Raw genomic sequence first — 12,738 nt, forward strand, 5'->3', positions numbered from 1 at the left:
ATTAGCGGTCCACATCTGACATAACAAAGTCGATACTACCCAGATACACAATCAGGTCGGAGACCAGACTGCCGCGGATGGCGGACGGGATCTGCTGCAGGTGCGCAAAGCTCGGCGTACGCACGCGGGTACGGTAGCTCATGGTGCTGCCGTCACTGGTCAGGTAGTAACTGTTAATACCCTTGGTCGCTTCAATCATCTGGAAGGATTCTTGCGCCGGCATGACCGGACCCCAGGAAACCTGCAGGAAGTGGGTGATCAGGGTTTCGATATGTTGCAGCGTGCGCTCTTTCGGTGGCGGCGTCGTCAGCGGGTGATCCGCCTTGAACGGGCCTTCCGGCATGTTGTTGAGGCACTGCTCAAGGATGCGCAGACTCTGGCGCAGCTCTTCTACTTTCAGCATCACGCGGGTGTAGCAGTCGGAAACACCGCCGCCCACCGGGACTTCAAAGTCGAAGTTCTCATAGCCAGAGTAAGGACGGGCTTTACGCACGTCGAAATCAATACCGGTCGCACGCAGACCTGCACCAGTCGTCCCCCACTCCAGCGCTTCTTTCGCGCCGTAGGCAGCAACGCCCTGGGAACGGCCTTTCAGGATGGTATTGCGCAGCGCGGCTTTCTCGTAAGAGGCCAGACGTTTTGGCATCCAGTCGAGGAATTCACGCAGCAGACGGTCCCAGCCGCGCGGCAGATCGTGCGCCACACCGCCGATACGGAACCAGGCCGGGTGCATACGGAAACCGGTAATCGCTTCCACCAGATCGTAGATTTTCTGACGGTCGGTGAAGGCGAAGAAGACCGGGGTCATCGCGCCGACGTCCTGAATGAAGGTGGAGATATACAGCAGGTGGCTGTTGATACGGAACAGCTCTGACAGCATGACGCGAATCACGTTAACGCGATCCGGCGTAACGATACCCGCCAGTTTCTCAACGGCCAGCACGTATGGCATCTCGTTGACGCAGCCGCCGAGGTACTCAATACGGTCGGTATACGGAATGTAGCTGTGCCAGGACTGACGCTCGCCCATCTTCTCAGCACCACGGTGGTGGTAACCGATGTCAGGTACGCAGTCGACAATCTCTTCGCCATCAAGCTGAAGAATAATACGGAATGCACCGTGCGCAGACGGGTGGTTCGGACCGAGGTTAAGGAACATGAAGTCCTCGTTGTCGGTACCGCGCTTCATGCCCCAGTCTTCCGGTTTGAAGGTCAGCGCTTCCATCTCCAGATCCTGCTTGGCTTTGGTCAGCTCAAACGGATCGAATTCGGTGGCACGTGCCGGGTAGTCTTTACGCAGCGGGTGGCCTGTCCAGGTCTGCGGCATCATGATGCGCGTCAGGTGCGGGTGGCCGTCAAAGGTCATGCCGAACATTTCCCAGGTTTCACGCTCGTACCAGTTGGCGTTCGGGAAAAGTTTGGTGATCGTCGGCAGATGCATGTCGTTTTCAGACAATGCCACCTTGAGCATGATATCCGTATTACGGTCTATTGAGATCAGGTGGTAGAAAACGGAAAAATCCGCAGCAGGGAGACCCTGGCGGTGGGTACGCAGACGTTCATCCATGCCGTGTAAGTCAAACAGCATGACGTACGGTTTTGGCAATTTCTTGAGGAAATCGACAACTTCCAGCAATTGCTCACGCTTCACCCAAACAACGGGTACCCCGGTGCGGGTAGCCTGAACAGTAAAGGCATCCGGCCCAAAACGGTTGCGCAGTTCGCCAATGACTGGGTCATCCAGATGATCCCGGGTCTGCCAGGCGGCTTCTTGCGCGGTTAAGTCGGTCATATTGTTCACCATTGCAAATGGTCCGTGGTGACTGTTGAGCCTGGCTTCGCGCTATTTGAGTAGTGATATGCGAAGGTGTTCTCCAGGCCTACAGGCGCAAATTAAATTTCGTCAGGCGTACGCAGATTGGTGACGGCAATACGTTCACCACGTTTACGCTCGCGCTCAGACTGCATGTTCGCGCGATACACACCCTGATCGCCAACAACCCACGACAGTGGGCGACGTTCTTTACCGATAGACTCCTGCAGCAGCATCAGCGCCTGCATGTAGGCTTCCGGACGAGGCGGACAACCCGGGATGTACACATCCACTGGGATAAACTTATCTACGCCCTGCACGACGGAATAGATGTCGTACATACCGCCAGAGTTTGCACATGCGCCCATGGAGATAACCCATTTAGGCTCCAGCATCTGGTCATAAAGACGCTGAATAACAGGTGCCATCTTGGTAAAGCAGGTACCGGCTACCACCATCAGGTCAGCCTGACGTGGTGAAGCACGCAGTACCTCGGCCCCAAAACGCGCAACGTCATGCACCGCAGTGAATGACGTCACCATTTCAACGTAGCAGCAAGAAAGGCCAAAGTTGTACGGCCAGATGGAGTTCTTACGACCCCAGTTGACCATATCGTGCATGGCATGTTCGAGTTTGCCCATGTACACGCTTTTATTGACTTCTTGCTCCAGGGGGTCGGTTACGATCTCCTGTTTTTGCAGGGGGTAACGGTCATTCTCACCGTTAGGATCTATGCGGGTGAGCGTATAATCCATCTTATTGCCTCGCTGTTACTGCTGACGATTAGAGATACTGTTTTCCGGGTTGATGTGTTCACGACGTGAACGCGCAGGCGTCCAGTCAAGCGCGCCAATACGCACCAGATAAACCAGACCGGCCAGTAGCACTAAAATGAAAATTGCGGCCTCGACAAAGCCCACCCAACCACTTTCGCGGATGGACGTTGACCATGCGAAAAGGTAAAGCGCTTCCACGTCGAAGATGACGAAGAACATGGCTACCAGATAGAACTTGGCAGACAGGCGTAAGCGAGCGGAACCTACTGAATCAATACCTGATTCGAAAGGTGTGTTTTTGTGCCTTGCGCGGGCGCGACCGCCCAGGAACCAGCCGCCGACTAACATCAGGCAGCACAGGCCAATGGCTACAATAAGAAAGATTGCGAATGCCCAGTGATGAGCGATGACTTCTGTGGATGTTGACATACTCATTGCTTACTCATCAAAAGTGATACCAACGACACTGCTCTTGCTGGCAGATGGGCATCACATCGATTCATGGGGAGGAACAAATAACCTTACACTAACTGTCAGAAATGAGACGTAGACAGCAAAATGATGGGGTTTTTTACTCCTTTCTATAACCTATTGTCAACTTTAACAAAGGTTTCTTCACATTAAATTACATCGAGCGATTCTCATTAACATTTGGTGCCCTTTAACCCTGGTGGGTCCATGACTTTCCGTCAAATGTATGTTGTTGAATCGTGTCCGTTTCGGAAGTAAAAAAAATAACCCTCCTATTTTGACAGGATTTGCCAACGATTCCTCCCCCCAAATAGGAGTATTTTCTTGATCTGTGACACGCTTTTGTTAATTCAACCAGGAAAACGGCAACATATTTCCTGTTTTTTTAACATGGGAGGTAGGTGGTTGAAGTTAGAACGGAAAACGGACAAGTTTTAAGCAAAAGCATTTAGCATGTTGATAAATATGAAGTATCCTGAAAACCCATACGCCATAAGCGGATATTTTTGCTAAAAAAAAGCCACTGCATGTGAAAATCACACGAGTGGCTTTTTTTTACACTTACATTTTGTTACCAGAATTTTGAGCTATCGATCACTCGAAATCCCCTTCAACGATCAGGGAATCATCCCCCCCTTCGGAGGTAACGCGTTCGAACTGCCACGGGTTATGGTAGTTTTCCATCGCCTCGAACACCACTTTGGCCAACTCGTTATGGCTGGACGAATTGTGGCAGAGCAGATACTCCGTATCCGGCAGCGCAGGAAGACCATCGGATTTTCCCAGGACGCGCAGATCGGGGCTCATCATCTCAACCGGACGGGCCGTCACACCCAGACCGGCCTTCACGGCAGCACGGACCGCTGGCAGCGTAGAAGCCACATACGCCAGACGCCACGGAATGTTGGCCTCATTCAGTGCCGTGAGCACCATATCGCGGAACGGGCTCGGGTCATCCAGTAAGACCAGTGGAACCGGCTCCCCTTTTTGCAGCACATATTCGGCCGCGCAATACCAGTGCGTAGGCGATGTACGCAGTGTCAGGCAGTCAAACTGCCCGGGACGATGCGTGGTGACCACCAGGTCAACTTTATTCTCATTTAACATCTCAACCATAAAGGCATTACGCTTTACGCTAACGTCCAGCGCAAGCTTCGGATAAACCGAACTAATACGATTGAGTAGAAACGGCAATATAGTATCCGCTGACTCATCAGATGCGCCTAACGTTAGCACCCCTTGAAGGTTGCTAAACATTAATGACATACATGCTTCATCATTAAAGCGAAGAATTTTCCTGGCATAACCCAGAAGCTGAATACCGTGTTCCGTTAAGAGCTTATTACGCCCATGACGCGCAAAAAGCTCTTTACCAACCAGTTGCTCCAGCCGCTGCATTTGCTGGCTGACGGCAGACTGAGTTCGGCAAACGGCGGCAGCAGCGGCTGCAAAAGTGTTGAGATCGGCGACCGCAACAAACGTTCTCAGCAGATCGAGGTCGAGATTCATTATCGGACGATTTGCATTTATCATATCTATTCACTTTCAGGTTGCTCGTGCGGAGCTGCCCGGGTTGAAGCTGTGTGTGTACAGTTAAGCAATTCCCTCTGAAGATTTTCCCTCGCATCCCGGCCCGGCAGACTGCCTGACAGATAGTTATTGTGCTGCTTTATATCAACAGTCAGAAAGCACGTTTCATGACGTTATTTTTATTCTCTTAAACGTTCAGGATATTTAGATGTTCGCAGGTTTATGTAAATTACATTAAAGGTATAACACCTTTTCTGCCATCTGTATCGCAGCGCTGTCAACGTAGCAGGAGATGTTCGACACATTCCAGCCAGAGATAACTCCAACAATAACAATCAATTAATGAGGAAAACCAGTCACAGATATACAAAAAACGTGTATCTGCACTCTGCTTTCCTGGAAGACATCTTAACCCAAATCCACTTTATTTATAAGTCTTATTGCAATATTGAGGATTAAAGAAGAATGTTAAGCTTCTAAACTAATTTTATTAGAATTAACTAAAGTTGCATTTTTTAGGTTAATAATAAATAAATTTTAATTTAGATTAAGACCATTCATTAATGGCACTTAACATTAATTTCACATGAGTAACTTTTAGCCACAGCATGCTATTACAGAAACAGGTATCAAGCATTCAGGTTTAACGAAATGTCACTCAAGGTGATTGCCACCTTTGTCCTGCTTTCCACCTATTTTCACCAGCACAATATACACAATTTTGACAAATGAATAGCACATTTAACCCAATATGGCACCGTGCGCACAACTTTAAGCCAGCATAAAAGCATACACCCAGAGAAAAAGATTTATCAAAATTTTGCTCCCGGCACAAAATCTTCTACTGCACACCCTTCAAAACGAAGCGAGGGGGGAGTACATTATTCCGTGCTGACTTCCACGGCAGGGAGTGGCAATCATAGCGAAAAGGTTAAAGGTTCATGTCCCCTATCGAAAAATCCAGCAAGCTAGATAACGTCTGTTATGACATCCGCGGCCCGGTTCTGAAAGAGGCAAAACGCCTTGAAGAAGAAGGCAACAAGGTTCTGAAACTCAACATTGGTAACCCAGCGCCATTTGGTTTTGAAGCGCCGGATGAAATTCTGGTTGATGTGATCCGCAACCTTCCTACTGCACAAGGCTATTGCGATTCAAAAGGACTTTACTCCGCACGTAAAGCCATCATGCAGCACTACCAGGCACGCGGTATGCGTGATGTTACCGTTGAAGATATCTATATCGGCAACGGCGTCTCCGAACTGATCGTGCAGGCGATGCAGGCACTGCTGAACAGCGGTGACGAAATGCTGGTACCCGCGCCGGACTATCCGCTGTGGACGGCAGCCGTGTCACTGTCCAGCGGTAAAGCGGTGCACTACCTGTGCGACGAGTCCTCTGACTGGTTCCCGGACCTCGATGATATTCGCGCGAAAATTACGCCCCGCACGCGCGGCATCGTGATCATTAACCCGAACAACCCAACGGGCGCGGTATACTCGAAAGAGCTGCTGATGGAGATCGTCGAGCTGGCCCGTCAGCACAACCTGATCATTTTCGCCGACGAAATCTACGACAAGATCCTGTACGACGCGGCACAGCACCACTCAATCGCTGCGCTGGCCCCGGATCTGCTGACCGTCACCTTTAACGGCCTGTCTAAAACCTATCGCGTGGCCGGTTTCCGTCAGGGCTGGATGGTACTGAACGGTCCGAAAAAGCACGCCAAAGGCTATATTGAAGGGCTGGAGATGCTGGCCTCCATGCGTTTATGCGCCAACGTTCCGGCGCAGCACGCGATCCAGACGGCGCTGGGTGGCTATCAGAGCATTAGCGAGTTCATCGTTCCCGGTGGTCGCCTGTACGAACAGCGCAACCGTGCGTGGGAACTGATCAACGATATTCCGGGCGTCTCCTGCGTGAAGCCGAATGGCGCGCTCTACATGTTCCCGAAAATTGACGCGAAGCGCTTTAATATTCATGACGACCAGAAAATGGTGCTCGATTTCCTGCTCCAGGAAAAAGTGCTGCTGGTTCAGGGTACGGCGTTTAACTGGCCGTGGCCGGATCACGTGCGTATCGTGACGCTGCCGCGCGAAGATGACCTGGAAATGGCCATTAGCCGCTTCGGGCGCTTCCTCTCCGGATACCATCAGTAATCTTAAAATCAGGCTACTTCGGTAGCCTGATTTGCATCTTCCCTCCCCTCCCCGCACAATGAACGCCTGTCGCAGTGAAGACAAAAGGTACCCTATGAGTCAGAGTCATTTCTTTGCCCACCTCTCCCGCCTGAAACTCATCAACCGCTGGCCGCTGATGCGCAATGTCCGCACGGAAAATGTGTCAGAGCACAGTCTGCAGGTTGCGATGGTCGCTCACGCGCTGGGCGCCATTAAAAACCGCAAATTCAACGGTCAGGTCAATCCAGAGCGCATTGCCCTGCTGGCGATGTACCACGATGCGTCAGAAGTGCTGACCGGCGATCTGCCTACGCCGGTAAAGTATTTCAACTCGCAGATTGCGCAGGAATATAAGGCCATCGAGAAAATTGCCCAGCAGAAGCTGATTGACATGGTGCCTGAAGAACTGCGCGACATCTTTGAGCCGCTCATCGATGAGCATCAGTACACGGAAGATGAAAAGTCGCTGGTCAAACAGGCCGACGCGCTCTGCGCCTACCTCAAGTGTCTGGAAGAGCTGTCCGCGGGGAATAACGAATTTTTACTGGCAAAAACGCGTCTGGAAAAAACGCTGGAATCCCGCCGCAGCGAAGAGATGGATTACTTTATGCAGGTGTTTGTGCCGAGCTTCCATCTATCGCTGGATGAGATTAGCCAGGATTCTCCCCTCTGACTGTCGCCCAGCGGCGCTGCGCTTGCAGGGCCTACGGGGTTGTAGGCCGGGTAAGGCGTAGCCGCCACCCGGCAAAATGCTCAGAACGGGAACAGAACCGGTATCAATATCACGCATACCACCATCACCAGCACGGTGAACGGCACGCCCAGCTTCACGAAATCACTGAATGTGTAGTTCCCCGGCCCCAGCACCAGCGTGTTCACCGGTGAAGAAACTGGCGTCATAAATGCCGCTGAGGCCGCCATTGCGACCATCATCGCAAAAGGATACGGCGACACGCCCATGGATTTGGCCATCGCCAGCGCAATCGGCGCCATCAGAACCGCCGTCGCGGTATTGGAGATAAACAGACCGATAGTGGCACACATGATAAACAGACAGACCATCATCATGTACGGCCCATACCCGCCGCCCACGTCCATTAAGCCTTTAACGATAAGATCCACCCCGCCGGTTTTTTGCAGCGCCAGGGCGAAAGGCATCATCCCGACAATGAGAATGATGCTCGGCCAGTTAATGGCTTTATAGGCGCTTTCGGCGTCAATACAGCGGAATTTGCCCATCAACAGGCAGGCAATAATTGCCGCGACCGGATTGGGGATCTCATCGGTCAGCATCAGCGCCACCATCAGCACCAGACAGAAAATTGCGTGCGGGGCCTGGCTGTGCGCCGGGGAGGCATCGCTCTCCTCAACAGGCATGTTGAGCACCACAAAATCACGCCCTTTTTGCCCGAGCTGGCTTATCAGCTTCCAGTTACCGACGACGAGAAAAATATCGCCCAGCAGGATCGGTTCATCCACCACCGCCCCTTCCATCGCTACGCCATCGCGCTTCAGCCCCACGACGTTCAGGCCATAGCGGGTTCGGAACCCCATTTCCCGCACGGTTTTGCCCAACAGTTCCGATTCAGGGATGAGCGATACTTCGGCCATGCCAACATCCAGCGCCTGATCGGAGAAATACTCCCCGCGCAGCACCATTGGTTCCAGCAGCTGTTCGCTGCAAAACTCGCGCAGATCCACATCCGCGGTGGACATATCAATCAGCAGGACGTCCCGCGCGCGGAATTCCGACACCCCGTTGACGTTGACGATCACCCGACGAAACCGCCGCCAGCGCTCTACGCCGATCACATTCGCGCCATAGCGCTCACGCAGCTTCAGGTCATCCAGCCGCTGCCCCACCATCGGCGAGCCAGGACGAATAGCCAGACGGCGCGCGCGCCCGGTAAGGCGGTACTCTTTAATCAAATCGCGGAAGGTGCGTCGCTTCCACCCTTCTTTATTTTTTTCCTGTTTTTCACCTTTCAGGGCAAACCGGGTCAGCAGCATGTAGACCACGCCCAATACCAGAATGACCAGCCCCAGCGGGGTGACGCTGAAAAAGCTGAAGCCCTCAAATCCTTCGCGGATCAGTTCGCTGTTGACGACCAGGTTCGGCGGCGTTGCCACCAGCGTCATCATGCCGCTGATCAAACCGGCAAAACTCAGAGGCATCATCAGGCGTGACGGCGAGCTCTGCATCCGCATGGAGACGCTCAGCACCACCGGGATAAAGATGGCGACCACGCCCGTGGAGCTCATAAACGCCCCCAGCCCGGCGACGGTCACCATCAGGTAGATCAGCATTTTGGTTTCGCTGTTGCCCGCCACCTTCACCAGCCACGACCCCATGATGGTCGCCACACCGGTGCGCACCAGCCCATCGCCGATGATAAACAGGGCAGCAATCAGGATAACGTTGGGATCGCTAAATCCGGAGAAGGCTTCCGGTAGCGTGAGCGTACCGCTCAGCACAAACGCGACGATGACAAACAGGGCGACGGCGTCCATGCGTACCTTGCCCGTTGCAAAAAGAAGGATGGCGATTAAAAGCAGGCTCAGGACCCAAATCAGTTCACCGTTCACAACTTATCCTTGTCAGTGGAAGATGAGGAATTTTGCCATAAAAAAGCCCCAGCAATGTGGGGCCATATCATGGGATTACACTTTTAGCGAGACGGTTACAACTCCGTCAGAGGCTTTTGAAACAGACAGGGCCGTCAGTGAATCCAGCACCAAATCTGCCTCGTCCAGCCGGGGGGATCCGGCCGGAACGTTAACAGCGATGACGTGACTTCCTGCGTTCAGCCCGGCCAGTACGCCAGCGGCAGCGTCTTCCACCACCACACACTCTGCGGGGTCGAGGCCCAGCAGTTCAGCCCCCAGTAAAAATGCATCGGGTTCAGGTTTGCCGCGCTTAACGCGCTCCGCGGTGATAAACACTTCCGGTTTCGGTAAACCTGCTGCCTTATGACGGGCGTGGGCAACCGGAATGGAGCCTGAGGTGACGATAGCCCACGGGATCTGCGCCTCGTTCAGATGCTCAAGCAGCTCGCGCGCGCCCGGTAACGCAGTAATGCCGTCCGTATCCGTGGCTTCAATGTGTTCCAGGTATTTGAACTCCGCCTGAATTTCTTCCTCAGAACGTCCGGCCAGGAAGTGCCGTAACGAGGTAATGGCCTGTTTGCCATGGATAAAATTCAGCACCTCCTGATGGTCGATGCCATGTCTGTCAGCCCAATGGCACCAGGAACGCTCCACCACCGGCAGCGAATCCACCAGCGTACCGTCCAGATCAAACAGAAAACCTCTACACTGCACACGTACCTCCGTCAGGCATTAATGATTTGTTGAATTTCGTTGCTGCTTAAATGGTACTGACGCGGACAGGCATGCCACGCGCTCAGCATACGCTGATATTTATCCCACATCGGGGTCTGCGCGTTGAAGCCGTGGGTGCCCGCGTCAAAGTGGGTATAGCGCCCTTCCGTATTCACCATAAAGCGAACATAGCTCAGATAACGCGCTTCCGTTGCCGCATCAAAGCCTAAGAAGGTCACACGGCGCTCGTCAATGGACTGCTGATCTTTGAGATTCGTCCAGGAGACGTGCAGGGCGTGATACATCTCCATAATGTCGATCACGATGCGACAGGTTTCTTCTTTCAGCTCGCCAAACTCGCGGTCCAGTTCGCGCATTTGCAAACCAAAGCCGCGTTCGACGATGGTTTGCAGGCGGCTGTAGCGCGCAGCGTTATCGGGATCAAGCATAGTCATCATTTTGTACTGATTGGACAAAATCAGACGTTGAGCATGGGTCATTTCCATCTTTCGACTCCTGTAGCGCATTGCACTTAAAAAAAAGACACGGTAACTGATTGTTACTGTGCCTTCTTTTCGTCGTCGTTTCGATGATCAATCACAAGTCATCGAGGAATGTTTTATCGAGTTGCTTAAAAGCACGCTTTAACGTGTCCGCCAGCGCCTGGTAATCCGGCTTGCCTTCCACCGGGGCGAGCGCCTGCCCGGCCTCTTCCAGCTTACCGCGCACTTCATAAAACCAGTGTAAAATAGAAGGGGGAAGTGGCGTGATGGACCGTTTACCTAACCACCACAGTCCCTGCATCGGCAGGCTTAATGCGAAGAGCGCCGTCGCGACCGCAGGTCCAAGCTGCCCGCCCAACGCAATCTGCCAGCACAGCGTAAAGATAGCGACAGGCGGCATAAAGCGAATCGCATAGCGCGTGGCGCGGATGGTGCGATTCTCAATAAACATAGGCGCAAGGCGCTTTTCCATCGGCCACGTCTTTGCGTAATGCTGTCCCCGACGAAACAGACTAAAGAAATTTACGGACGGGTTCTCTGGTGTCGACATGGCTGTACCTCAACTTCACATATAAAAATTAAAATTTTCGTGCAAAACCACAACAAGCTATGACAACGTTCAAAATATTTTGTCATCTCTACCCCGTATCGGGTATCCTGTGCCAGCCTGATAGGGCCATAGACGAGAATCAGTAACTCGTCAAATTATTGCATATTATGCCATTGGCTGAAAATTGTGCAAAATGGCATAAAATCATAGTTATTTCTTCCATCATGCCACAATGTTCGTTTGGCATGATGTTAATCATAAATGTCTGAGTCATCATGCGTTACGCTGTTAGACTCACTGACGTTTTTTTAGCCACGTATCAATAATAGGTACTTCCATGTCGAGTAAGTTAGTACTGGTTCTGAACTGCGGTAGCTCCTCACTGAAATTCGCCATCATCGATGCGCTCAACGGTGACGAATACCTCTCTGGTTTGGCCGAATGTTTCCATCTGCCTGAAGCACGTATCAAGTGGAAGATGGACGGCAGCAAACAAGAAGCGGCTTTAGGTGCAGGCGCCGCTCACAGTGAAGCGCTGAACTTTATCGTTAACACTATTCTGGCACAAAAACCAGAACTGTCTGCTCAGCTGACTGCAATTGGTCACCGTATCGTCCACGGCGGCGAAAAATACACCAGCTCTGTCGTTATCGACGAGTCTGTGATTCAGGGTATTAAAGACTCTGCATCCTTCGCACCGCTGCACAACCCGGCTCACCTGATCGGTATCGCTGAAGCGCTGAAATCCTTCCCGAATCTGAAAGACAAAAACGTGGCCGTGTTCGACACCGCGTTCCATCAGACCATGCCGGAAGAATCTTACCTCTATGCCCTGCCGTACAGCCTGTACAAAGAACACGGCGTACGTCGTTATGGCGCACACGGCACCAGCCACTTCTATGTAACTCAGGAAGCGGCAAAAGTGCTGAACAAGCCGGTTGAAGAAGTGAACATCATCACTTGCCACCTGGGCAACGGTGGTTCTGTTTCTGCTATCCGTAACGGTAAATGTGTTGATACCTCCATGGGTCTGACCCCGCTGGAAGGTCTGGTGATGGGTACCCGTTCCGGTGACATCGACCCGGCGATCATCTTCCACCTGCACGACACCCTGGGCATGAGCGTTGACCAGATCAACAAAATGCTGACCAAAGAGTCTGGCCTGCTGGGTCTGACCGAAGTCACCAGCGACTGCCGTTATGTTGAAGACAACTACGCAGACAAAGAAGACGCTAAACGTGCAATGGACGTTTACTGCCACCGTCTGGCGAAGTACATCGGTTCTTACACTGCGCTGATGGAAGGCCGTCTGGACGCGGTTATCTTCACCGGTGGTATCGGTGAGAACGCAGCGATGGTTCGTGAACTGTCCCTGGGTAAACTGGGCGTTCTGGGCTTCGAAGTTGATCACGAGCGTAACCTGGCTGCCCGCTTCGGCAAGTCTGGCTTCATCAACAAAGAAGGCACCCGCCCGGCTATCGTTATCCCAACTAACGAAGAGCTGGTCATTGCGCAAGACGCGCACCGCCTGACTGCCTGATTCCACACCGCCAGCAATGCTGGCGGTGCTGTTTTGTAACCCGCTACATTTGGGCGG

General features: G+C 52.5%; 11 protein-coding genes. 3 read left to right on the forward strand and 8 right to left on the reverse strand.

The genetic code is table 11. The features are described 5' to 3' along the window. Nucleotide 1 precedes the first annotated feature (1 nt). The 4 genes from nuoC to lrhA form a co-directional block, all read right to left on the reverse strand. On the reverse strand, nt 2–1,804 hold the full coding sequence (gene nuoC / locus ACMGG5_RS22420; protein ID WP_023312537.1) for an NADH-quinone oxidoreductase subunit C/D: 1,803 nt from the start codon (nt 1,802–1,804) through the stop codon (nt 2–4). 89 nt (nt 1,805–1,893) lie between these two features. Beyond that, entirely contained in the window at nt 1,894–2,568 is a 675-nt protein-coding gene (nuoB, locus tag ACMGG5_RS22425) for an NADH-quinone oxidoreductase subunit NuoB (RefSeq protein ID WP_003861482.1), read from the reverse strand. A 15-nt stretch (nt 2,569–2,583) separates the two neighbouring features. After that, on the reverse strand, nt 2,584–3,024 hold the full coding sequence (gene nuoA / locus ACMGG5_RS22430) for an NADH-quinone oxidoreductase subunit NuoA (RefSeq protein WP_014171000.1): 441 nt from the start codon (nt 3,022–3,024) through the stop codon (nt 2,584–2,586). Between the two features lie 630 nt (nt 3,025–3,654). Then, a complete protein-coding gene (gene lrhA, locus ACMGG5_RS22435) occupies nt 3,655–4,593 on the reverse strand; it encodes a transcriptional regulator LrhA (RefSeq protein WP_021241557.1) in 939 nt (312 codons plus the stop codon). Nucleotides 4,594–5,531: 938 nt separating this feature from the next. Here lrhA and alaA point away from each other — a divergent pair. After that, nucleotides 5,532–6,746, forward strand: a complete 1,215-nt coding sequence (alaA, locus tag ACMGG5_RS22440; RefSeq protein ID WP_008500204.1) for an alanine transaminase AlaA — start codon at nt 5,532–5,534, stop codon at nt 6,744–6,746. Nucleotides 6,747–6,840: 94 nt separating this feature from the next. Beyond that, nucleotides 6,841–7,440, forward strand: coding sequence for a 5'-deoxynucleotidase (gene yfbR, locus ACMGG5_RS22445; protein WP_061714715.1), 600 nt, complete (start codon nt 6,841–6,843; stop codon nt 7,438–7,440). A gap of 80 nt (nt 7,441–7,520) precedes the next feature. On the opposite strand, the gene ACMGG5_RS22450 is transcribed toward yfbR, so the two are convergent. The 4 genes from ACMGG5_RS22450 to yfbV all read right to left on the reverse strand — a co-directional run bounded on the left by ACMGG5_RS22450 (nt 7,521) and on the right by yfbV (nt 11,141). Next, nucleotides 7,521–9,353, reverse strand: a complete 1,833-nt coding sequence (locus tag ACMGG5_RS22450; protein WP_420278538.1) for an SLC13 family permease — start codon at nt 9,351–9,353, stop codon at nt 7,521–7,523. 75 nt (nt 9,354–9,428) lie between these two features. Then, on the reverse strand, nt 9,429–10,088 hold the full coding sequence (locus tag ACMGG5_RS22455; RefSeq protein ID WP_148770472.1) for a sugar phosphatase: 660 nt from the start codon (nt 10,086–10,088) through the stop codon (nt 9,429–9,431). Nucleotides 10,089–10,099: 11 nt separating this feature from the next. Then, the gene (locus ACMGG5_RS22460; RefSeq protein WP_008502874.1) at nt 10,100–10,594 is read right to left on the reverse strand and encodes a YfbU family protein; all 495 of its coding nucleotides are present in this window, start codon (nt 10,592–10,594) and stop codon (nt 10,100–10,102) included. Between the two features lie 91 nt (nt 10,595–10,685). After that, the gene (gene yfbV / locus ACMGG5_RS22465) at nt 10,686–11,141 is read right to left on the reverse strand and encodes a terminus macrodomain insulation protein YfbV (RefSeq protein WP_008502875.1); all 456 of its coding nucleotides are present in this window, start codon (nt 11,139–11,141) and stop codon (nt 10,686–10,688) included. 337 nt (nt 11,142–11,478) lie between these two features. On the opposite strand from yfbV, the gene ackA reads away from it, so the two are divergent. After that, nucleotides 11,479–12,681, forward strand: a complete 1,203-nt coding sequence (gene ackA, locus ACMGG5_RS22470) for an acetate kinase (RefSeq protein WP_208763110.1) — start codon at nt 11,479–11,481, stop codon at nt 12,679–12,681. Nucleotides 12,682–12,738 lie beyond the last annotated feature (57 nt).

This window comes from Enterobacter sp. BNK-34 (genome assembly GCF_048684445.1).
Lineage (GTDB): Bacteria > Pseudomonadota > Gammaproteobacteria > Enterobacterales > Enterobacteriaceae > Enterobacter > Enterobacter pseudoroggenkampii.